Annotated in this window: 28 protein-coding genes and 2 pseudogenes; 17 read left to right on the top strand and 13 right to left on the bottom strand. The window is 41.3% G+C overall.

Annotated elements, in window-relative coordinates; translation table 11 throughout:
- Positions 1-42: 42 nt before the first annotated feature.
- From D3222_RS00730 to D3222_RS00765, 7 genes are all read right to left on the bottom strand, one after another.
- Positions 43-807, bottom strand: a complete 765-nt coding sequence (locus D3222_RS00730; protein WP_118984390.1) for an antitermination protein Q — start codon at positions 805-807, stop codon at positions 43-45.
- The gene (locus D3222_RS00735; RefSeq protein WP_118984513.1) at positions 804-1,664 is read right to left on the bottom strand and encodes a helix-turn-helix domain-containing protein; all 861 of its coding nucleotides are present in this window, start codon (positions 1,662-1,664) and stop codon (positions 804-806) included. Before D3222_RS00735 ends, D3222_RS00730 begins: the two co-directional genes overlap by 4 nt.
- 5 nt (positions 1,665-1,669) lie before the next feature.
- Positions 1,670-2,647, bottom strand: a complete 978-nt coding sequence (locus tag D3222_RS00740; RefSeq protein WP_118984391.1) for a DUF7146 domain-containing protein — start codon at positions 2,645-2,647, stop codon at positions 1,670-1,672.
- Positions 2,644-4,191: a DEAD/DEAH box helicase gene (locus D3222_RS00745; RefSeq protein ID WP_118984392.1), complete on the bottom strand. Its 1,548-nt coding sequence runs from the start codon at positions 4,189-4,191 to the stop codon at positions 2,644-2,646. The genes D3222_RS00740 and D3222_RS00745 overlap by 4 nt, the downstream gene beginning before the upstream one ends.
- The gene (locus D3222_RS00750) at positions 4,185-4,496 is read right to left on the bottom strand and encodes a hypothetical protein (RefSeq protein ID WP_118984393.1); all 312 of its coding nucleotides are present in this window, start codon (positions 4,494-4,496) and stop codon (positions 4,185-4,187) included. The genes D3222_RS00745 and D3222_RS00750 overlap by 7 nt, the downstream gene beginning before the upstream one ends.
- A 243-nt stretch (positions 4,497-4,739) precedes the next feature.
- Positions 4,740-5,030, bottom strand: coding sequence for a hypothetical protein (locus tag D3222_RS00760; RefSeq protein ID WP_232832364.1), 291 nt, complete (start codon positions 5,028-5,030; stop codon positions 4,740-4,742).
- Positions 5,020-5,217 (bottom strand): Cro/CI family transcriptional regulator, encoded by a 198-nt coding sequence (locus D3222_RS00765; RefSeq protein WP_118984396.1) that lies wholly within the window; start codon positions 5,215-5,217, stop codon positions 5,020-5,022. Before D3222_RS00765 ends, D3222_RS00760 begins: the two co-directional genes overlap by 11 nt.
- A 95-nt stretch (positions 5,218-5,312) precedes the next feature.
- Here D3222_RS00765 and D3222_RS00770 point away from each other — a divergent pair, with 95 nt between their 5' ends.
- The 13 genes from D3222_RS00770 (at position 5,313) to D3222_RS00840 (ending at position 11,297) form a co-directional block, all read left to right on the top strand.
- On the top strand, positions 5,313-5,723 hold the full coding sequence (locus D3222_RS00770; protein WP_118984397.1) for a helix-turn-helix domain-containing protein: 411 nt from the start codon (positions 5,313-5,315) through the stop codon (positions 5,721-5,723).
- Between the two features lie 123 nt (positions 5,724-5,846).
- Complete coding sequence (locus tag D3222_RS00775; RefSeq protein WP_118984398.1) at positions 5,847-6,050, top strand: hypothetical protein; 204 nt, start codon at positions 5,847-5,849, stop codon at positions 6,048-6,050.
- A gap of 376 nt (positions 6,051-6,426) precedes the next feature.
- Positions 6,427-6,753: a hypothetical protein gene (locus D3222_RS00785; protein ID WP_157975262.1), complete on the top strand. Its 327-nt coding sequence runs from the start codon at positions 6,427-6,429 to the stop codon at positions 6,751-6,753.
- 37 nt (positions 6,754-6,790) lie between these two features.
- Positions 6,791-6,982, top strand: a complete 192-nt coding sequence (locus D3222_RS00790) for a hypothetical protein (protein WP_157975263.1) — start codon at positions 6,791-6,793, stop codon at positions 6,980-6,982.
- Positions 6,983-7,059: 77 nt separating this feature from the next.
- Entirely contained in the window at positions 7,060-7,326 is a 267-nt protein-coding gene (locus tag D3222_RS00795; protein WP_118984402.1) for a hypothetical protein, read from the top strand.
- A 33-nt stretch (positions 7,327-7,359) separates the two neighbouring features.
- The gene (locus D3222_RS24905; RefSeq protein ID WP_157975264.1) at positions 7,360-7,983 is read left to right on the top strand and encodes an Nmad5 family putative nucleotide modification protein; all 624 of its coding nucleotides are present in this window, start codon (positions 7,360-7,362) and stop codon (positions 7,981-7,983) included.
- Positions 7,984-7,986: 3 nt separating this feature from the next.
- The gene (locus D3222_RS00805) at positions 7,987-8,406 is read left to right on the top strand and encodes a hypothetical protein (RefSeq protein WP_118984403.1); all 420 of its coding nucleotides are present in this window, start codon (positions 7,987-7,989) and stop codon (positions 8,404-8,406) included.
- 90 nt (positions 8,407-8,496) lie between these two features.
- Positions 8,497-8,859 (top strand): hypothetical protein, encoded by a 363-nt coding sequence (locus tag D3222_RS00810; RefSeq protein ID WP_118984404.1) that lies wholly within the window; start codon positions 8,497-8,499, stop codon positions 8,857-8,859.
- A gap of 14 nt (positions 8,860-8,873) precedes the next feature.
- Positions 8,874-9,353, top strand: a complete 480-nt coding sequence (locus D3222_RS00815; RefSeq protein WP_118984405.1) for an ANR family transcriptional regulator — start codon at positions 8,874-8,876, stop codon at positions 9,351-9,353.
- Between the two features lie 364 nt (positions 9,354-9,717).
- Entirely contained in the window at positions 9,718-10,176 is a 459-nt protein-coding gene (locus D3222_RS00825; RefSeq protein ID WP_198672715.1) for a hypothetical protein, read from the top strand.
- A 69-nt stretch (positions 10,177-10,245) separates the two neighbouring features.
- Positions 10,246-10,521, top strand: a complete 276-nt coding sequence (locus D3222_RS00830) for a hypothetical protein (RefSeq protein WP_118984407.1) — start codon at positions 10,246-10,248, stop codon at positions 10,519-10,521.
- A gap of 44 nt (positions 10,522-10,565) precedes the next feature.
- Positions 10,566-10,961, top strand: a complete 396-nt coding sequence (locus D3222_RS00835) for a hypothetical protein (RefSeq protein ID WP_118984408.1) — start codon at positions 10,566-10,568, stop codon at positions 10,959-10,961.
- Positions 10,962-10,973: 12 nt separating this feature from the next.
- A complete protein-coding gene (locus tag D3222_RS00840) occupies positions 10,974-11,297 on the top strand; it encodes a hypothetical protein (protein ID WP_118984409.1) in 324 nt (107 codons plus the stop codon).
- Between the two features lie 148 nt (positions 11,298-11,445).
- Here the strand turns inward: D3222_RS00840 and D3222_RS00850 are convergent, their stop codons facing one another.
- The 3 genes from D3222_RS00850 to flhB form a co-directional block, all read right to left on the bottom strand.
- Positions 11,446-12,696 (bottom strand): tyrosine-type recombinase/integrase, encoded by a 1,251-nt coding sequence (locus tag D3222_RS00850; protein ID WP_118984411.1) that lies wholly within the window; start codon positions 12,694-12,696, stop codon positions 11,446-11,448.
- A gap of 245 nt (positions 12,697-12,941) precedes the next feature.
- Positions 12,942-15,023: a flagellar biosynthesis protein FlhA gene (gene flhA / locus D3222_RS00855; protein ID WP_118984412.1), complete on the bottom strand. Its 2,082-nt coding sequence runs from the start codon at positions 15,021-15,023 to the stop codon at positions 12,942-12,944.
- A complete protein-coding gene (gene flhB / locus D3222_RS00860) occupies positions 15,016-16,167 on the bottom strand; it encodes a flagellar biosynthesis protein FlhB (RefSeq protein ID WP_118984413.1) in 1,152 nt (383 codons plus the stop codon). Before flhB ends, flhA begins: the two co-directional genes overlap by 8 nt.
- 230 nt (positions 16,168-16,397) lie before the next feature.
- On the opposite strand from flhB, the pseudogene D3222_RS25765 reads away from it, so the two are divergent.
- The 3 genes and pseudogenes from D3222_RS25765 to D3222_RS00875 form a co-directional block, all read left to right on the top strand.
- Positions 16,398-17,126: pseudogene (locus tag D3222_RS25765) on the top strand (S-type pyocin domain-containing protein); the annotation flags it as partial.
- Positions 17,127-17,134: 8 nt separating this feature from the next.
- Positions 17,135-17,392: a colicin E3-like toxin immunity protein gene (locus D3222_RS00870; RefSeq protein WP_118984414.1), complete on the top strand. Its 258-nt coding sequence runs from the start codon at positions 17,135-17,137 to the stop codon at positions 17,390-17,392.
- Between the two features lie 99 nt (positions 17,393-17,491).
- Positions 17,492-17,959: a DUF6392 family protein gene (locus D3222_RS00875; protein ID WP_118984415.1), complete on the top strand. Its 468-nt coding sequence runs from the start codon at positions 17,492-17,494 to the stop codon at positions 17,957-17,959.
- A gap of 215 nt (positions 17,960-18,174) precedes the next feature.
- Here D3222_RS00875 and D3222_RS00880 read toward each other — a convergent pair whose 3' ends face one another.
- Complete coding sequence (locus D3222_RS00880) at positions 18,175-18,426, bottom strand: DUF2442 domain-containing protein (protein ID WP_118984416.1); 252 nt, start codon at positions 18,424-18,426, stop codon at positions 18,175-18,177.
- A gap of 5 nt (positions 18,427-18,431) precedes the next feature.
- Positions 18,432-18,713, bottom strand: a complete 282-nt coding sequence (locus D3222_RS00885) for a DUF4160 domain-containing protein (RefSeq protein WP_198672716.1) — start codon at positions 18,711-18,713, stop codon at positions 18,432-18,434.
- A gap of 107 nt (positions 18,714-18,820) precedes the next feature.
- On the opposite strand from D3222_RS00885, the pseudogene D3222_RS25770 reads away from it, so the two are divergent.
- Positions 18,821-18,992: pseudogene (locus D3222_RS25770) on the top strand (IS982 family transposase); the annotation flags it as partial.
- 356 nt (positions 18,993-19,348) lie between these two features.
- Here the strand turns inward: D3222_RS25770 and D3222_RS00895 are convergent.
- On the bottom strand, positions 19,349-19,771 hold the full coding sequence (locus tag D3222_RS00895; protein WP_118984417.1) for a cupin domain-containing protein: 423 nt from the start codon (positions 19,769-19,771) through the stop codon (positions 19,349-19,351).
- Positions 19,772-20,342: the final 571 nt, after the last annotated feature.

A 20,342-nucleotide genomic window follows, 5' to 3' on the forward strand; every position in this document is an offset into this window, starting at 1 on the left:
GAGATTACGCCAAGTTTATGCAAAACGCAAGCCCTCTCTTTTTTATTGCGCTACTTTGCTAAATTCAGATGCTGCTCTGCTTTCCTCAATGTCGCATTTCGCCACCAGCTTTTCATAGAATGGCTTCCAGTTACGTGACCAGCTTGATTGGGTTAACTCTGGCAAAAGAGCCTTGATTGCCGTATATGCTACTGAGGATGGCACCCGGCTATAACCGCGCCCCGTACAACGCTCACAGATTTTGATCACCGGTGCACCCGTAGCTTTCGTTGCTTCACGATCAACGACTTTCCCGGTCCCATTACAACGGCAACGGCTGGATATAACCCCTTTACCACCGCAAGGAGAGCAAAGTTCATCTACACGCTCCGTTTCTATCCGTTGCTCTATCACATTCTTATATCCGGCATATTTAATCACATCACGCCGAACGGATATTAACCCGCGCCCATTGCAATGTGAGCATGTGCTGGTTGTGGCGGCTGATCGGGAATATTCTTCAAAAGCCATTTTTGCCAATATCACCAGGCATTTTCCTAACTGGCGCCCACTCGCTTTGATGATGAGTTTGGGTACCTGGCGTTTGGCATACAAAGTCAGCTGCTCAACCGTTCTAACGGTATCTTCATTACTGACGCCGTGTTTGCCGAAGAACGCCGCCATTCCAAATTCAGCCTTAGATTCGGCCATACCCAAGGCCGCCATAATATCCGTACCCGTGATCCGGTCTGTTGATGTGCATTTAGACGAATGATTGATTGCCAGTCCTTTTGGACTGAAATGTTTTAGTGCTGATTCTAATTTCATGCGGCACACTCCCCCACCAGATTCAGGATAATCTTGTCGGTCAGTTCTGAGCGGTCATGAAATCGCTCTTCGGACAGTACCCACTTACAAACCTCTATCGCTTCCTGACGGTTCATAGCCGGGGTGATTGCCAAACGCCCCTCAAGATAATCTTCCCGGTCATAGATATAATTTCTCTCATCAATGCCGTATCCACCGGGATCAAGTTCTTTAGCAGCCACATTGCGCATCTGATACAACCAATCCCAATAAAGGAACTCACGAATAACATCAGACAAGGTGTGCGGCTCTGGGAGTTGTTCAGTGAAACCCTTGGCCGTCGCCTGGCGTAATTTATCCGTTTCATTAATACGATCACCATGCATACACCCTTCTGCTTGCTCTTTCTCGTTCCAGTAGTAGAAAGGTTCATAAATTTCTGCCAGCTCCCCCACCAGCATTAATTTTTCTGGTTCGGTCAGTTCCAGCGCAGCCTCATAACTTGCAAAAGAAGCCCTGACCTTGGCCGCCTCCTTGATCTGTTCTTTCGCCCGGTCGATATAGCCTTGCGGGTTATCCATACTTATCGTGCCAAGCGCAATCTGGAAGACATGTGCACCCGACCTCATCAGGTAATCGGAATATTTTTTCTGCGCCTCTTTAGGGGTGATTTTCAGTTTCTTCAACGCTTCCTCGGCGGCGTCAAGATGTGCGGGCTCGTTGGTTTTAATGACTGCCAATACCCACAGATAAGCATCCACCTGTTTGTTTCCGGTAATCTTGCGCTGAACCGGTAACGGTTTCACCGTTGCCAGTGCCGTGCCGTAGCTTGGTTCAGGAATGGCAAATAGCGCCTTATGTTTTAAGTTATCAGTCATCTTCATTAGTCCACCCATTTCTTAAAAGACAGTTCACGCACTTCATCACCGTTAACAAGTACGTCATTGAAATCACCGTGATCAGGCCAGCGAATACTGACCGTTTCTACATCGTTTTTGGCAACGAGATTGCCCCTGGCACACTCAAACGCTGCCGCGTGCCCTGTAGCGGAATGCAAGTCCATATCAGCGAAAATAATTAAATGTTTAACCCCTTTCGGTACCCGGAATTTCCCCATAAATCCCGCATTCATAGTCGGCCAGGTGTTGCAACCGTATATCTGTTTACATGAGAGAGCGGTTTCTATGCCTTCTGTGATCCCCAACGTTGATGAAACGGGAAACATGCGGATGGCAACAGATCCTGTGTGCTTTAAATAATCATCAGACTGTAGGGAATACGTCTTTTTGGCGATATCCATATTGGCTTTTTTATCACCCTCTAATAGCGTCCTGTGCAGGTAACAAAGCGCACCTTTATCATCCGTCGCCAGAGAATATATAGCCTGAAAAGCTTTCATTCCCACAGGCTGATGAGGGCAATACCGGATTTGTTCCGCGGGTAAACAGTTAATCCCCCGGTTGCGTAAATAACTTTCGGCTGACGTTCCGCGCAAATTCACCAGAGTGGCATACTTCCTAATCACCCTGTCACGAAATAATGACCGGTCATCTTTATTGATGGAGTCTTGAGCGCTTTCGGGCTGATAGGCATACGTATTGCCAATAATTTCATCCACTTCTTTTGCCTGAGTTTTAAAGTCTTTCTTCTGAGTCAACCGGAGCAGCGTCCAGCCATCACCCGAATTACCACAGCTACAAATAAAGGTTCCCCGTCCGCCTTGATCATCACAGCGATACCTGCCTTTCCGTCCACATATCGGACATTTGCCTTTGTAGTGCTTTTTCCCTGTGATGGGGGGTAAACCGTAATGCTCAAAAACTATCGACCATTTTCCGATAACGGCATCCGTTGTTTTCATAAGCTACCTCCCTGCGTGGCTAAACTGAGTTGTTTTTTCTCCTGACTCTTCGCGTGAGCAATCAATCTCCATTTGATGAAATTGTTCACTTCCGGGGTGATTTCTACCGGGTGGTCGTGTAAGCCGTTCGGGTACTCACTGAATTTGCTTCTAAAGGTATGCGCACACCAGCCATCACTAATGGGTTTCCCCTGATTAGCTCGCTGGCGCTGGTAATACTTGATTTGTGACCACCAGCTTTGACGCTCTGCCTTGCTATAGACGCGATCCTTGCCGCTGAGCTTTTTCAGTCCACGCGAGCGATCCACTTCCACATCTTCACCGCTTAAGGGCTTAAACCCGCATTTCGGACAAACGTAGACGCCTGCCGGCTTCATAAAGTGACAACTGGGGCACTCCTTCGGCAGCTTTTCAACTTTGTCGCTGTCGATACTGCGAGAAGCCTCTTTCATGCCGTCATTTTTGGACGGTAATTCGTCATATTCGATATCATCGGGATAACCGAGGCGATGAACTGAACCACTGTGATCAAAGATCATGCAGGTTTTTTTACCCTGAGCGGTTCGCAATCCGCGCCCAAGACACTGAACCCATCTGATCTCTGATTTAGTCGGGCGGGCATAAATGATGCACCGGACGTCACTATCAAATCCCGCTATTAACGTACCGACACTTACCAGGATCTTTGTTGCGCCCTGTTCAAACCGATGGATGATGATCTGCCTCTCTTCCGGGGGCGTTTCAGCAATGATTACCTCGGCATTGACCCCCGCTTTATTAAATTCGACCGTGATAAAGTTGGCATGGGCCACGTTGACGCAAAAGCAGATCGTTGGCTCATCGTTACCGTTCACCAGCCAGTTCCTGACGATATCGCCCACCAGCGTTGAATCACCCATAATTTCGGCCAGCTGGTCCTCTTTGTAATCCTGCCCAAAGTCATTATTGGAAGTTACTTTTACGCCTTTCAGGTCCGGCCTGGTGGGAGCATAAAATTCATAGGAACTGAGTTCGCCTTTAGCGATAAGCTCCTTCATCGTGGTGGGTTTTAAAAGCTGCTGGTAGTAGCTTCCCAGAAAGGGGGAAAATGGCGTTCCTGACAGACCGACAACCTTTACTCTTGTGTTCTCTGCAAGATATTGAATCACTTCAAGCAGTTTTTTACGGCGCAAATGGGCCTCGTCAATGATCAACAAGTCGATGTTGTCTGGCATGTCACGACGAATAAGCGTGTCAGCCGATGCAATCTGAATTAGCCGGTTCGGATCATGGGGCTGGTAATCCCGCCACACGTAGCCAATTTCTTCCTCCGGCAGTCCGTACTGAATGAATCGGGTAGCAGTCTGACGCACCAGAGTTAAGTAAGGCGCGACAAACATCACCCGCATACCGCGAGAGACGAAACCGGCTGTAATGAATGCCGATAAGCCGGTTTTACCACTTCCTGTGGGCGCATATACCATGAATGTACTGTGCTGTTTCCAGTTCTGGCGCAACATAGCCAATGCCCGGCTCTGAGTTGTGTTTGGGGTTATCGTCAGCATGCTTTGCCTCCCTGTTCCCTTAAGGCGGATTCAGTGACATAATCGCCTGTGGGTACTGAATTCTGAGAGGTGCCTGTTGCAAGAACCGAATCAGACGCGCTCGCTAAAGTATCGCTGTTCGGTTTCTTGCTCCCTTCTGAATATTTTTTTATCAGTTCGCGAGCGATATTCTTCTGTCTGCCTGTTAAGTATTTTCCACACCGAAAATAGCGGCTGAGTCCGTTGATAAAATCGTATTCCCATCGGGTCAGCCCAGAACAAAGAAGCCGCTCTAATTCCAAAATAAGTTTCTCACTGGTTTCCATCGTATTGTCCTCTGTTATTCCACTTTGCCAGGAACACAGCCCTGACGGATATCAATTTAGCCATTTAGCCGTCCAGACGTATTTCGGCTTTATCCCCCTATAGTGATCTTCTATAAGATCGGAGTTGTTTTCCTTGGCTGTGCCTTCCCTAACACCCCTTTCAAAGATCACCCCCCTTACCCCCCTAGAAAGTTTTCCCCTCTTCCCCAAAACATTCAGACGTCCAAACATCCAAATAACTTTTCAAACTTTCTTCTCATTCACTAACTGAGGCTTGTCTGTATAACCCAAGCTCGCTCTGGCATACTTCGTCACAAATTCGCGTAGCCTGATGTTTGCATGGCGCCGGGCGGCATTGTCTTTACGATACGAAATTTGTTCTTCATCCCACGCCGCTTGATAAACCTCAGCATATTTGACTGCGATTTTCCCGCGAGTAGCCGGATCAAGCCTCAGCAATATCTCCTGTATCCAGTCACCATCGGACGGATAAAAATACGAAGGCATTGATACCTTTGCCCGTTCAGAGGACATGATTGACACTGTTACGATACAACTTCTCGTTATATTCAAGTTTTCCGTTCGTCAGTTTCTCAAGCTTAAGTGCAGCTCTTTCTGGGATGATTTCTTTCCACTGCCCAACAGCCTGATCACTGATCAACATAGCGTTAGCCACTTTTCTCTTAGAACCGAAATATGAAATTACACTTGATTTCAACATTGATTTGCCTTACCAACTAAATTAAAATTTAGTTTAATAAACTTTAAATTAAATTCAAGTATAATTGATAAAATTAAGTACTGCTAGGGGTCTATATGCAATCAATCGATAAAGTAATGACAATTGGAGAAAGAATATACTCGCTCCGCAGGGGGCTTGAGTTAACCCAAGTTCAGGTAGCTGAAAAGATAGGTGTATCAATGGCTGCCGTGTCGCTGTGGGAAAAAAACAAAGCAAGCCCAAGCAGTGAAAATCTCCAAAAAATAGCGCAGGTTCTTCAATGCAGTGTTTCTTGGCTTCTCGATGGAGAAGATTCTGCTGATAATCAAGCCACTACTTATACTATAGGTAGCTGTAGCAGCTACAGGATACTTAAAATACTTGATCTGCTTCCTGATAAAGAAAAAGCAAAAATTATTGAATTTGCTGAGGAGTTACTTTCAAAACATGCCAAAGCACTAGAGAATGAATTAAATAAAGTTAAAAAAAATATTAATAATATATAAAACAATCAGTTATGAATTAAAGTGCAAAAATTTAAAAAATAATTGATTTTTGCACTTGAAATTCAAGTAAACTTGATCAATAGTGTTATTAGAACTGGTGACACTATATGAGGATGTAAAAAAATGACTGATTCTCACTTGGAAAAAGCCCGTACAATCGCAGGCACATTGGAGTTGCTACAAGAGTTTTCTGTTCAACAACAAGAACCTGGCAAGCGTTCACTTGTAGATATGGTGATTTTGGAAAAGATAACTGAACTGAATTCGGTTCTAATGACTCTTGATAACGATCGACATATAAGCAAAATTGAAGACGCTATTCTATAAACTCATTTTATTAAAATAAAGGACTGATAGCGATAAGGCTACACAACTAAAAAATTATCAATAATAACTTCAAACCGATTATGAGGTAAAAGGTGAAACTCAATAAAAAAGGGCAGGGAGCAATGGCAAGTATCAAACTATAAGCGGGATTTAAAATGGCTCTGGTGTTTGATTGGCGTCACCACCAGAGCCTGAACAACAATAATTGAGGTGCAATTACTATGTTCAATACAAATAGTACCACAAAGACTTTCATTTTTGCAGTCACAAAACACGCAGGCACTGAACAACTCATTGTCAAAGTTAAGTGTGTAGCTGAAAGTTATCAGAAAGCCAAAGATGCATTAACTGAAATGCTGTCAGAATATTCCATCATATGGATGGGACAGTTAACTACAGCGAGCATCTAATTATGAACATCAGCAAATCAACTATCAATTTCGCAAACCGCCGCAACATCGACATCGAAATGATCAACATTGATGGAGTGGATGTAGTTTGGTTCAGCCAAATAGAAGATGGTGAAGTTTCAGGTGAATCGATGTTTGTAATGTTCAATAATCAAAATAATTTGACGTGGAAAGGAAATATTTATTTACCGCGAGCAATAAAAGAGGAAATACCGTCCACTATATTGTCAGAGAAACAACTGAAAGAAATGATTAAATTCTTAAAAAAAGAATTACCAGATGCTTGTATGTAATTACTTCTCCACACTGGGAAGCAATAGAGAATTAACCATGTTTAAGATAATTGTAACAACTAAAAACTATCACACAGGGCGGATAACAACAGAAACTTTTCGCAACAAATACAAAACATATCAAGGAGCTGAAAAAGCTGCTAGGGGAATGCGCCGGGTTTGTATGCCAGATAGCAAAACTATTACTGAAACAGTTGATGCTGATGTCGTAGAGGTGAAACGCACTTAATATAACATTATCTTCTTTATTTAGTTAAGAGTGAAAAGTCAAAATTAATTTTTAAATAATTACATGAGGGTATGAATATGGAAATATGGTTTAAGCAGTTTGAATCCCACGGCAGAAAAATTTTAGTCGAGAAAGTTGAGGATAACGAAACAGAAAAATTGGGCATTAAAATACGCTGGCAAGAGGATTTTGGTGAGATATCGATTGGTCCTTGGTTTTCATTTAATGACGATATTTACAAACATGTAGTACGGCTTCGTGATGCCGTATTCAATAAAACTAAGCAAGTTGATATTGATAATGTAGTCAGGGAAATATTAGAAAGATTAGAATTATTACCATAACTTCCGACAGGGAATTAAATAGAGGATTAAATTATGTCGAAGAAATTAACAAGAGATTTAAAGAAAGAAATAGTTAATAACGCGTTATCATCTGCTGGAATATCTGAATGCTACGCCCAATTGGGGCGAGAAAAGGACCAACTCGCAAAAGACGTCCGAGTTGCCGCGTTGGGAGGGGAAGAAAAAGCCAAGCATTATAATCGCGTATACGATAAAGCACTTGAAGATATTAAGGAGTTACAAGTTAATATTGACAGACATATTCATATTTATAATGTACTTGCGGATGGCATATATACCGCCTTTGGTGGACTCCAGCCGGGACAATTATATTACGGCAAAGATGACCTAGGAAAAGACATTAAGTTAATAACGCCCACGCAAAATCATTGTCGTTTTCCAGCGGACCATGAACTCTCTATTCGTTTTACGGAGATAGAAAAAAAATCAAATGAGCTAAACAATAAGAAAGATGAAATAAAAAATAACGTTTACGCTATTTTAAATTCAGTTACTACAACAAAGCGACTTATTGAAGTCTGGCCGGAAGCGAAAGATTTAATTCCCTCTGAGGATATTAGAAGTATAAACACTTCATTATCAGTAAAAGTTGAAGATTTAAACAAAATGATTGGCATACCCAAAATCGAGGATTAAAAAATGTCAGAAAATAAAAAACACGTGCACGCTGAATTAATGTTGCAATATGCACAAGATGCGTTGAAAACTGATGAGCCGTGGAAAATGTGGGAATATAGAGACAAAGACGGTGATTATATTTGTGAGTGGAAAGAATTGAATTATACTCCGAAATGGGGTTTATGCCGCGAATATCGGCGAAAGACTGAAATCACTGTCGGCAAAGTGAGTTTTCCGAAGCCTGTTGATTATGAGTTAAATAACGGAGATAAATATTATTCTATAATTGACTCAATGTCATATGATGAATGCGGTCCGCTCATTTGGTTCGGAGATAATATTGATGTTTTATATCTTAATAACAGATGTATTCATTTAACGGAAGAAGCAGCTAAACAGCATGTGGAGGCGCTAATTAAAATAAACAAGGGTGAGTTTTAAGTATAAACTCTGATTAACTCAGTAACTGATTAGATTTTATTACAGCTCAATGGCTGAGGATTATCTCAGCCTGAAATCAGGATTGTATTTATGAGTAATCAAACATTAATTGAGCGATACAGAAACCGTTTAATAGCAGCAAAACTCGATGCAATGATGAAAAAGACAGGTAGTTATTGTATTGCTGTTAATCTTCACGATAACTCTATGTGTACTATTGAATTGTCGGAAGAGATATTAAAGAAAGCCCTGCATGTATTTTTCGAAGCACCTGTTTATGACGAATATAAACGAGAGAGAGCCGATAACTATATTTTAAATAGCTATACCGATTATCTGTCAAAACATTGGAAGTTAACAAGGGAAGGTGATGACTTCATGAGTGCACTTATTAAGTTAATTGCAGAAAGAGCTAATCACAGTGGATTTTCACCAGAATACATATTCCAGTAAGTAGAGGTTTAGCAATGGATATCACTTATTTTAATTTCTCACAAAGAGCTATTCAAAGTGAGCGTGAAGAAAAATATGAGACAGCGGCTATTTTTTGGAAAAAAGTCTCTGAACATGCAAAACATTCAAGTAATCGTAAATGGGCTGAATATCGCTCTGAATTGAACTCAAAGCGTCATTCGTTACATGAGCGTCATCAACAATGGCAGGCAGATAACAAGCGACGTCGCAAAGAAGATGGAGAAACGAAGCGGCTGGCGGGTGCGATAAAGACTCACATTGATAAAGAAAATGATAGCGTCAGTATAAAAAATACTCAGCAGTTAATACAGAAAGCTAAGGAGCTTGAAGAATGTGGGATGTTTAGGAGGGCGAGTGAAGTTTATAGCGAGGCTATTGATCGTGCACTGACTGATAAAGAGAGAGAACGTTGCACTATTGATGCCAAACGTTGTGCAAGAAAAGCCCGGCTACCGCATCACTGTGAGAGATAGTAATGAAGAATTTCCTCACCTATTGTTTTTTAATATTTACCATGTCTGTAATTGTTGGTTTTGGATTCGCTGGTGGTATTATTTCTTTCTTTAGTTACATTGAATTTTTGAATAAAGCGTTACAATGAAAGAGGTGATTTATGGCTGCACGATTAGAAATTATTATCTCGTATAATAAAGAGTTAAATAAACATTATGTCGAATATTCTACAGATGTAAGTCAAGATATTACAAATGAGGAAAGAAAAACTATTGCTCAATTGAGAAGTAAATTATTATCTTGCATGGACAATGAATATATTAGTAGTAATCAGAGTTGCATTCATTAAATGTTTAATATTATCTGAAATTAAAGGTAACTATCATGACTAAAAATACAGAGTCTTTAATATCCGCATGTCACGAATTATCAAGAGTAGCAAGCTGTGACGATTATTTAATTCTAAATGATATTGCTGATAAGTTGAAATTTCTTCGTAAAGAACGTGACAGATATGAAGAAATGTTTATTGATTCTTGTTGCGGATTAGCTTCAATAGCTGATGCGGTAGGAATTAGAGAAGAAGATGACACAGGTTCACCAGGACAAGTAATTGCGCAAATTAAATCAATAGCACTCAAATCTCGCATTGAGGGTATTAAATATGCTCGTGATAGATTAATTGCAGCTTATTTGTCAGGATTCATAGATAAACAAGAGTCAGACGTGCGAGATGTAGCAATGATGATTGATAGCTCTATAAAAGAGATTCAGTTGGAAATAAATGATTGCTGGGTAACTGATAATTTCGGTGATGAATGGCTTAACAGCGGAGATAAATAAATGAAGTTATTCGAAAGTTGGCGCCGCTATCTTAGTCACATTGCAGCAATTATATTGGAGTAAATAATAATGATAGAAATACTGAAAGCTGGATGTATTGAACCTATTCACTTTGATTTCGATACTCATTATTTTGATGATATAGATGACGGAACCAATATACTTGATAAATATGGTTATGCTGTTAGCGCAGGAAGTAATGGTTCGGTTGACGTTTGGGTAGATGATGACTGTAATTTTCGGGGTGAGTTTTCAAGATTCTATATTGTAATTAACTCTATTAAAACTTCATCAAGAAATGAGTTAATGTTGTGGCTGAATGAGTATATTCAAAAACAATATTAATAGAGCAACAATGAACGATTATTTAACTTTAAAGAAGGTGAATGATGAAAAACGATAAATACGAATGCGCAAAGCGTAAATGTAAACATATTCATTATGACCGTGAGCGTATTTACATAAAAGACCCTGAGTGCTCATATGCGAAAATTAGTACATGTCCAAAGTGTGGACATAATGAATTCTATATCTTTAATGTAAGAGAAGTGAAAAGAATTGAATATACAGTTTGTATTGACACAGGAGAGCGTTTTGAATTTGAAATACCTTCTTCTTTCAATTTGAATTTTTTAGCCGAAGAGTGTGCAGAAGATTATTTCCATCTTCAAGATAGTGAAAATTGGCCGAAAGAATTCCACATTTGGGTTGATGATGCATTTTTCGGAATATTCGAAGTACATGCAGAAGTATCTTTTTCAGCAAAGAAAATTGATGATAAATAATAAAGAGGAGATATGACAAATAATTTATTTCACATCACACAAATAGTGGCTTCGGTCTGGGGTGATCCATCTGATATCACTGATGCTGTCTGGAATGCCGGTTACAGAAAAGCCGATAGAACACCAGAAGATATGGTGTTGGTGACACTTAAAGTCATCGAGGATTCTTATTACAGCGACATTGTGTATAAGTATTGGCCCAAAGACTTAGAAGCCGTACTTGCTGCTGAACTGAATTTCTTGATTGATGATTTGGTCTGGAATGATAAAACAACGCCGGCAACAGTGGCAAGGATAATTTTAGAGAACGGTTATCAAAGAGGAGATGAGAAATAAATGGAAGAGTCTGAATATATTACTACACGCGAGCTGGCTAAAAAATTACGGGTTACGCCACACACTATCAGAACGTGGTGTGGGGATGGGAAACAGAAAAAGGAAGGTTTCCCAAAACCCAGATTTCGTGGAAGAGAAAACAATTTCGCTAAGAAGGACATTGAGGACTGGGAGAACGGGAAACAATTTTAGTCAGCTTCTTCCACCAGCTCTCATATGCCTCTCTCTGTTCGCTCAGGTAGGTGTGCTTATCGTACACCTGCCACACTCCCGGCAGTTTATGACCTATCATAGTTTCAGCTACATGGGGCGGTGTTAATTCAGAAACCCCGGTACGCATAGTTCTACGCAAGTCGTGGATTGACCAGTGTACATGGGGATCGAAATAAGGTGCCATCTTTTTGTTAAGCCTTTCAATGATGTGTTTATGTGATCCCTGAGCGAAGGGTTTGTCACCAGAGACAATAAACAGGTATTCGTTCCCATGATTTAATTTCTTTGTCTGCTCAATTAGTTCTTTGGCTTCGGGGATAATCGGCCTAACAATGGTTTTTTTAGATCTTCTCCCTGTTTTATGGTTTCCTGGAGGAATAGTCCAAATATTTTTTTCATAGTCAAAATCAGTGACTTTTGCTTTCAGTAACTCACCAATCCGGCATCCAAATAACAAACACAGTTTTACCATCAGTGCGTTGCGTGGGTTATATTTAGACGCATTAATAATATGAAATAGAACCACTAGCTCCTCTTCACTTAATGTCCTCTCTCCCATATCAGAATCGATATCAATGTCCGCATCAGGCTCCTTCCCTTCTAAATCACTCGGTGCCACATCAGATAACGGTGTGATACTGGTCATCCCTCTCCTGACAGCCCACTTATGCGCCTTCTTGGAGTATGTCAATATACGCGCTCCGATTGATGGGGTTCGCTTTGCGACGTCTTCAATTAAAGCAAGCCAGACATGAAGTGTCACCTCGTCATGGGGCAACTTACCAATTTTGGGGAAAACATAAATCTCGAAAGAGCGTAAGATTTCATCAGCCATGACTCGCGAACCTTCCATTACGGTTTTCCACCATTCCCGAATAAGCGTTTCCACAGTGACGGCACTCAATGCAGATTCTTTTCGAACGCGTTTAACTATTTTTGGATTACGATGCTGCTCCAGTTCCCCGCGATAAGAAATCACAGCATCACGAGCATCTTTTAAGCTCGTTGCGGGATACGTGCCGATATCAATCCGATCCCCTTTCCCATCCCATCGATATCTAAACTGAAATATAATTCTTCCTTTCGGGGTAACGCGAACAGAGAGACCATCTCTATCTGATTTGGTAATCATTTTTTCTTGTGGCTTCCCGCTGGTGGAGCGCAGCCATGAATCAGTAATTGCCATATTAATTTTCCTCAAAATAATACAGCTCTTAATGTAGTTTATGTACACCGGCATGTACATAATTTTCATGACACAGGGTGATTATCTATGATTATCACTGACTAAGACAAGCCGATAAAAAATAAATTTCAATTTAAAATCAATAAATTAATTTAATTTTCATGACTAAAAATGACTATTGATGTCGGGTGATGATTATAACAGGCCATTTTGGAATAAAATGGCCCACTATGCTATTGATACCGCTATCCGTTACTACCAATTGTCGCTGTCATCCGAATTTGACGGTTATCGCTGATTTCAAGATTAGATAAAACCACTAATTGAGGCAAAGTTCTACGCAAGAAACGCGATAACAGCGGGCGTAATGCATGATTAACCAGCAATACTGGAGGCGCGCCCAACATTTCCTGACGTTGTAGTGCTTCCGTCGCCTGCCGTTGCAAATTATCCGCTAATCCGGGTTCCAGACCACCACCATTTTGCAACGCCTGAATTAACAAACGCTCAAGGCTCGCATCCAATCCGATGACCTGAATTTCCTGCGCTCCGGGGAACCACTGTTGAGCAATTGCCCGGCCAAGCGCGATTCTGACCAAAGATGTCAACTCATAGGGATCAGTTTGTCCAGGTGCGTGTTCAGCCAAGGTTTCAATAATTGTCCGCATGTCCCGGATAGGTACCTGTTCGGACAATAGATTTTGAAGCACTTTATGCAAGGTTGTCAGATTAACAACATCAGGAATAAAGTCCTCAGTCAGTTTAGGCATCTCCTGACTAACTCGCTCAAATAGTTGCTGAGCTTCCTGACGGCCAAACAGTTCATTGGCATATTGAGTCAACAGATGATTCATATGGGTCGCAACCACCGTACTGGCTGCAACCACTGTGTAGCCCTGAACCTGAGCTTGCTCTCTGAGGCTATCATCAATCCAAACCGCAGAGAGCCCAAACGCCGGATCTTTCGTGATATCACCTTGTAATTCGCCTACTGCGCCACCGGGGTTAATCGCCAGCCAGCGCCCCGGATGAGCTTCACCACGACCAATTTCTACCCCTTTCATCAAAATACGGTAGCCAGCCGGAGCCAGTTCAAGGTTATCCCGGATATGAACTACGGGGGGTAAATATCCCATCTCCTGAGCAAATTTCTTACGAATTCCGCTGATTCTCCCCAGTAATTCACCATTCTGACGAAAATCAACCATCGGAATCAGACGATAACCGACTTCCATACCCAAAGGATCTTCAAGCTGAACATCGGACCATGAAGCTTCTGATGTCTGTTGCTGCTCTTCTATTTTTGGTTTTTCTGCATTTATCGTCGGCGCATCAGTACGGCGATATAGATACCAGCCAAGACCGGCCAATGCCGCAGTAAACAACAGGAAAACAAAATTGGGCATTCCCGGTACCATGCCCAACAATCCAAGAACACCCGCACTCAACATCATCACTCTGGGATTGTTGAACAGTTGAGTCACCATCTGCTGACCAACATCCTGGTCCGTTGCCACGCGGGTAACAATAACACCAGCCGCAGTAGAAATAATAAGAGCAGGTAATTGTGCAACCAAACCATCACCAATGGTTAACAGGGTATACGCTTCTCCCGCATCCCCCAAACTCATACCATGTTGGGCTACACCAACAATTAAGCCACCAACAACGTTGATAACCAGGATCATCAATCCCGCAATCGCGTCGCCACGCACAAACTTACTGGCACCATCCATCGAACCATAAAAATCCGATTCCTGCGTCACTTCAGCACGGCGTTTCTTCGCTTCTTCTTCACCAATTAATCCAGCATTTAAATCGGCATCAATTGCCATCTGTTTACCCGGCATACCATCCAGCACAAAACGAGCGCCCACTTCGGCAATCCTTCCTGCACCTTTAGTAATGACCATAAAGTTAATCAATACCAAGATGATAAATACCACAATACCAATAGCGAAATTGCCACCAACCAGAAAATGGCCAAATGCCTCTACAACGTGCCCCGCCGCCGCAGAACCGGTATGCCCTTCCAATAAAATGATACGGGTTGAAGCTACGTTAAGAGATAAACGCAATAACGTGGAGAACAACAAAATGGTCGGAAATGCGGCAAAATCTAGCGTACGTCGGGTAAACATCGCCACCAGCAACACCATGATTGATAGCGCTATGTTAAATGTAAACAGCAAATCAAGCATGAATGGCGGCAATGGCAATACCATCATCGACAAAATCAGGAGGATCAATACCGGCCCGGCAAGCATTTGCCATTGCGAGCCTTTCATATTGCCCGGTAAACGAAGTATAGAGGCCAGATTAGCCATGACGATTATTTTCTCCAGCAAAATCCAGTGCTGGCGGCACTGGCAGATTTTCAGGTTTCTTCGGCTTCAAGCCGCCTTCCCGTTTCCAACGTTTCAATTGGTAGACCCAAGCCAGAACTTCCGCGACGGCTGCATAAAGTGTCGCGGGGATTTGCCCGCCAACTTCACTATGGCGATAAAGCGCCCTGGCAAGCGGCGGCGCCTCAAGTAATGGAATACGGTTTTCTGTACCTATTTCTTTAATCCGTAATGCAATAATCCCCGCGCCTTTCGCCAATACTTTCGGCGCACCCATCGCTTTTTCATCATATTTCAGCGCAACAGCATAGTGAGTCGGGTTGGTGACAATTACATCCGCTTTCGGTACATCCGCCATCATACGCTGACGGGCAGCCGCCCGTTGTTGCTGACGGATACGCGCTTTAACATGTGGGTCCCCCTCTTGTTCTTTAAATTCATCCTTTATTTCCTGCCGAGTCATTCTCAGCTTTTTCAAGTGGCTGTATATCTGGTAAACAACATCGAAAGCCACCATCGGTATCAACATGAAAACCACCACATAACCGGCGAATATCAGCATTTGCATAGCATCATCCAGTGCCAACAGTGGCGGTTGAGCTATGAGCCGTAACATGGCAGGCCAATTCATCCAAAGGAACAAAGCGGCGCCAATACCGACAAATCCCGCTTTAAGTAGTGCTTTGAATAATTCCGCCAACGCATTCATTGAGAAAATACGTTTCAGGCCAGAAATGGGATTCAATTTTTTCGCATCAAATTTGATGGATTTGGTACTGAACACTAATCCACCCAATAGCGCCGGAGCACTTAATGCTACTAACACTAATCCGGCAAAAACCGGCAACAAAGCCAAAACAGCTTGCTGGAGCAATCTGCCAATCTGTTGAACCATCTGTCTATCATTGCTGACTACATTGTGATCAAAACTAAACCCTTCAAACACCATCAATGACAATTCATGCGTCATTGACTGACCACTCATCCAGAGCAAACTTAAACCACTGGTCAACATCAATATAGAACTCAGCTCTCTGGAGCGGGCTATCTGCCCCTCTTTTCGGGCTTTTTCCCGTTTATGGGGCGTGGGTTCTTCTGTTTTCTCAAGATCGCTATCTTCAGCCACGGCTTTCCTTGTCAGATTTTCAAACGCTATCGTTCAGAAAATAGGGAATCAAATGGCTGTTAGCATGACAAAAGAGAAAAAATCCGATGGCTGGAACAATGGGAAATTTGACCGGGTATTTGCGGGATCAAGCTCAATAGTATGAGCAATCCAAGACAACCAAATGACTGGCAGCAAATGCGATTAATGTAAGAACCCACGACGTTGTACTTTACTTAAATCGATATCATCTTAGTGAAATAGCGGAACGATTCGGTAAAGCGCCGACCCGCGTTCGTTTTCGCTGGATCAGAGATGAAAAAATCGGCAGGATGACGGTTCAGGGCTATCACGTCAGCCCGGAAAGTGGTCTGGATAAAGTGCCGGTTCATATGATGAGACTGAATCCGGCCACCGGTAATTATGAATTCTGGGAACCGGGAGAAAAATACCGGCCGACGATCTTATGGACGCCGAACGAACAGAAATTCAAAGTTCCACCCCATACCGGGAACGAGGAACAGCCGTTTATTCCGTCGCAGATAACCGTATTGCCGATCCCGGATAAAGTGGGCAGCGATATTGAATCGTTGCCAATGCCGGAAGAGAAGGATTTTCGCGATTATATTCTGATACTCCCCATCCCGAATATGCCGCCGGTGTATGTGTATTTGAGTAAGCCTAGAAGTGGATTACCACAAGATGGACACAATTATTATCCTGCCCCAAAAACAGAGGAAATTACTGGAGTTTCTGGGTTACGGTCAGCTAAGAAAAAAACTCCAAAACAAAATGGAGGTGGTAAACGGGATAGATGGGTAGATAGTAAAGGCCGCAGAATTTATGAATGGGACTCTCAGCATGGTGAATTGGAAGTTTACCGAGTAAGTGATGGTGAGCACCTTTGCTCTATAGATTATAAGACTGGGAAAGAGTTAAAACCTGCTATCAAAGGGCGAAGCATTAAACAATATTTGTGAGGTATATAATGGGATTAAAATTAAGATTAGAGTGGTTTGATAAAAAAACAGAATTGGGGGAAGGATGTGAATATTCCAAAGATTTTGAAGATGATGCTGATGTTATGGTTAGTGGATTAGGAATATCAACAGAAGATAATATAAATAACGGCGGCTTTGATGTGGAATCTAAATGGGTGAGTATTCTACAGATCCATTTCAAGCATCAAATTGATTTATCAGCTTATGATTATCAAATCTCTTTTGATTATCGAGATTTGTGGTAAACAGAGATTCAGCGGATAGTGGGATAGTGATCAATAAACCGCTATCCGTGTTTAACATAAGTTTTCGTTCCATACACGCCAGATCTTGGGTATAAATAAATGTCCGTCAACATTGAAGCATTAATTAATAATTTAGGTAAAACTTATCAGGAAATTCATAGTGAAGGATTAATTCCTTATAAAACGAAACCAAGTGGTTTTCCTGGTGACGATATTATTTGTCTGGAAATGGCAAAAGAGGGCATATTTTTAGCATTTTATCGGGAAGGAAAGCGTTTAAAGGAAATTACATTGATTTTGCTAAATGAGAAGAAACCTCTGTATAAATTTCCCAACGAATTGCCATCTCCTTTAGTGCCACTGATGACCCGGCAATGGGTTCATGAACAATTTGGTAAACCTGAAAAATCACTTTCTCCAAGGAAAAGATTAAAGAAAGATATTGGTTGGACAGAGTTATATACTCTCCTAGGTTTTCGAGTTCCAGTGAATATGCAAGTTGATTACGATCTATCTGAGCATGTCAAAGAAGTGGCATTTTTACCCCCCTCAGAAGTACGTTGGTAGTCAATAAAGGAGTTTTTCTCTTGAGAGCCAATTCATTAATCAGCAGTTTAAAAGGCTATATTGAAAATGAATTGGCTTAATTGAGAAAAGAGGTTATATAAATAATGGCGATTAACATTGAAGCATTAATAAATAGTTTAGGTAGGTCTTATCAGGAAATGACTAAAACGCTCGCTTTTACCAATATCCAAACACAAGCAATGCAAACAGTTCAGTCATATATTACCCCTTAAGTGGGATTTGAGCTTTTTGTAGAGTGCGTCGGGTGCCAGATCAGCATCATTCGGCCAGCACACTGCGCCACACTCATCAACATGCGCTTGGGCAAAGAATTTCTGCTCTTTCAGTGGCTCGAACATGGGTCCGAACAACCGATCCGCGATGCACACCTCTCCATAGGTGCCATCATCGAACGTCACCGCCAAGGTGTATTCTGGCTTTATTTCCACTTTCGTTACTCTGCGCATGATAATCACTCCAGCGGTTCAATCTTGTTGAGAGGCTGATGCTGCTCAGCCAGTTGCCAGTCATTCAGCAGATCCTGCCTGTGCTCAACCGCCCATTCGATGACCATAGCCTTTGCTCGTTTGGGCAATGAGCCTTCCATGACCTCCAAGGTTTCAATTGAGATAATAGCCTCATGTTCACCGTAGTAAGCATGGAAATGAGGCGGATTATGGTCGTCGTAGTACATCCGGATCAGGATGCCAAAAAACTCACTGATAGTTGGCATTTGTAATGGCCTGAGAAACAATGATTCACCAATCATATAATACTATTCACAGTAGCACTAAGATTGACACTACTCAACCATTAAATACGAGATATAAATATTGAGAAAGGGAGTCCTTTAGTTGGTTCATCAATCCCCAAATACGAATACCCAATATTTCTCAGATAGAACATTCACGACACTGTAGTGTGCAAGGATTAATGTTAAATGTGTTAGAGGGACAGATAGCTTATTCTCTCAAAGAGAACAAAGTCACTGAATATTTCCTGCTTAGAAATGGATATGTTAGTAACGGCTTAACCAGAATTCAGGTTATTTAAGTCAATTTCCATCCGGAAACTCATTACCACCACCCATTGAAATTATTTTCCAATTTAAATATTAGATTAAAATAATTTCAATAGTCATTCCAACCTTTATTATTACAATAGCATATTATCTCTAATATATTTCTCCATTTTATTTACAGTAAATCTAATGTTTCATAGGCTAGTACCTGATCCCCTTCATGAGATGCTCATATTATATTAATTGAAAAAATCTTATATCATCCTTTTATCACCCCAATGACTTATCCTGATTTATAATTATCTTCATGAATATCATGGCATTCTCACAATCCATCAAGCACTAGCACATATTTAATTTATCCCAAGTTAAACTTTTAATTCCTCTGGAGTTCCCTCTCTATATGGCACCAGCGTCGTTCTATCTTGCGAATCAACCGCACAATGATTATTACCGACAACAAGCATGACCAAATCGCTAGTTGCCTTAATCGCGTGATCTATTTCTCCATTCACAAAATAACAAACTCCAGGCTCTATTTCATGCTTTTCACCAGCATAAATAACATAACCCGTTCCTGCGAGTACAAATAAGATATGATGCCCTAAATGAGTATGATTCTGCATCCCTTCATTTTTGCTGAAACGAATGAGATCAGCACCAAAGCCATCAAACGAAACTAATCCCTCGCCCGTTCCCATACTGTTAACCATTTTATGGCTTCTAACCATTGTATCTACAACGAGATGTTCACCATTCCAGTGACAGAATCTATTTTTAATAAGTTCCATATTACCTTCCTTTTATCTCTACAAATAAAATTTTATTTTAAAGTAACTATCATCCCTCTTTGTTAATTGAAATAATACTATCCCTCTATCAAATAAAATAATATTTCCCAGTAAAGTTTCAATCATCACAAACTCATATCAACAAAGAAATTAACTGGTTATTAACAATATATCAAATGGAAATATGTAATTCCATAGTAGTATTTTATAAAAGCTCACTCTGTGATAGCAATCACTGTAAAACCCTTATTTTAAATTTCTTTATAGAAGATAATCCCAGTTTAAAATAATACTAGCCAAAAGTTAGGTTAATTATATTATTAAGTCAGGACAATAATGATATTAATTAAATTAACCTTTACCCTCACTAAAAATAACTATTTCAGAGAGATATAAACGCAATTTTTTATTTTAGTTCATCAAACAGATCACATTAAGCCCCAAGGCTTCAAATTCTCTAACATTTTACGCAAAATATTCCTTTATTCACTACTCAGGTCTGACATTTCATCTTTATCATAGAGGGGAACAACATAAATTGTGCTGCAAAGAAACCCCACAACCTTTGCCG

This window comes from Photorhabdus sp. CRCIA-P01 (assembly GCF_003545805.1).
Lineage (GTDB): Bacteria > Pseudomonadota > Gammaproteobacteria > Enterobacterales > Enterobacteriaceae > Photorhabdus > Photorhabdus antumapuensis.

Bases quoted from the DNA above. Each gene is read 5' to 3' on its own strand.
- D3222_RS00765 (WP_118984396.1), bottom strand. From the start codon at position 5,217: ATGTTGAAATCAAGTGTAATTTCATATTTCGGTTCTAAGAGAAAAGTG.
- D3222_RS00825 (WP_198672715.1), top strand. From the start codon at position 9,718: ATGACTAAAAATACAGAGTCTTTAATATCCGCATGTCACGAATTATCA.
- D3222_RS00835 (WP_118984408.1), top strand. From the start codon at position 10,566: ATGAAAAACGATAAATACGAATGCGCAAAGCGTAAATGTAAACATATT.
- D3222_RS00795 (WP_118984402.1), top strand. From the start codon at position 7,060: ATGGAAATATGGTTTAAGCAGTTTGAATCCCACGGCAGAAAAATTTTA.
- D3222_RS00735 (WP_118984513.1), bottom strand. From the start codon at position 1,664: ATGACTGATAACTTAAAACATAAGGCGCTATTTGCCATTCCTGAACCA.
- D3222_RS00750 (WP_118984393.1), bottom strand. From the start codon at position 4,496: ATGGAAACCAGTGAGAAACTTATTTTGGAATTAGAGCGGCTTCTTTGT.
- D3222_RS00850 (WP_118984411.1), bottom strand. From the start codon at position 12,696: ATGGCAATTACTGATTCATGGCTGCGCTCCACCAGCGGGAAGCCACAA.
- D3222_RS00810 (WP_118984404.1), top strand. From the start codon at position 8,497: ATGAGTAATCAAACATTAATTGAGCGATACAGAAACCGTTTAATAGCA.
- D3222_RS00875 (WP_118984415.1), top strand. From the start codon at position 17,492: ATGTCCGTCAACATTGAAGCATTAATTAATAATTTAGGTAAAACTTAT.
- D3222_RS00870 (WP_118984414.1), top strand. From the start codon at position 17,135: ATGGGATTAAAATTAAGATTAGAGTGGTTTGATAAAAAAACAGAATTG.
- D3222_RS00740 (WP_118984391.1), bottom strand. From the start codon at position 2,647: ATGAAAACAACGGATGCCGTTATCGGAAAATGGTCGATAGTTTTTGAG.
- D3222_RS00880 (WP_118984416.1), bottom strand. From the start codon at position 18,426: ATGCGCAGAGTAACGAAAGTGGAAATAAAGCCAGAATACACCTTGGCG.
- flhA (WP_118984412.1), bottom strand. From the start codon at position 15,023: ATGGCTAATCTGGCCTCTATACTTCGTTTACCGGGCAATATGAAAGGC.
- D3222_RS00770 (WP_118984397.1), top strand. From the start codon at position 5,313: ATGCAATCAATCGATAAAGTAATGACAATTGGAGAAAGAATATACTCG.
- D3222_RS00815 (WP_118984405.1), top strand. From the start codon at position 8,874: ATGGATATCACTTATTTTAATTTCTCACAAAGAGCTATTCAAAGTGAG.
- D3222_RS00730 (WP_118984390.1), bottom strand. From the start codon at position 807: ATGAAATTAGAATCAGCACTAAAACATTTCAGTCCAAAAGGACTGGCA.
- D3222_RS24905 (WP_157975264.1), top strand. From the start codon at position 7,360: ATGTCGAAGAAATTAACAAGAGATTTAAAGAAAGAAATAGTTAATAAC.
- D3222_RS00840 (WP_118984409.1), top strand. From the start codon at position 10,974: ATGACAAATAATTTATTTCACATCACACAAATAGTGGCTTCGGTCTGG.
- D3222_RS00775 (WP_118984398.1), top strand. From the start codon at position 5,847: ATGACTGATTCTCACTTGGAAAAAGCCCGTACAATCGCAGGCACATTG.
- D3222_RS00785 (WP_157975262.1), top strand. From the start codon at position 6,427: ATGGATGGGACAGTTAACTACAGCGAGCATCTAATTATGAACATCAGC.
- D3222_RS00895 (WP_118984417.1), bottom strand. From the start codon at position 19,771: ATGGAACTTATTAAAAATAGATTCTGTCACTGGAATGGTGAACATCTC.
- D3222_RS00745 (WP_118984392.1), bottom strand. From the start codon at position 4,191: ATGCTGACGATAACCCCAAACACAACTCAGAGCCGGGCATTGGCTATG.
- D3222_RS00805 (WP_118984403.1), top strand. From the start codon at position 7,987: ATGTCAGAAAATAAAAAACACGTGCACGCTGAATTAATGTTGCAATAT.
- D3222_RS00790 (WP_157975263.1), top strand. From the start codon at position 6,791: ATGTTTAAGATAATTGTAACAACTAAAAACTATCACACAGGGCGGATA.
- D3222_RS00830 (WP_118984407.1), top strand. From the start codon at position 10,246: ATGATAGAAATACTGAAAGCTGGATGTATTGAACCTATTCACTTTGAT.
- D3222_RS00760 (WP_232832364.1), bottom strand. From the start codon at position 5,030: ATGTCCTCTGAACGGGCAAAGGTATCAATGCCTTCGTATTTTTATCCG.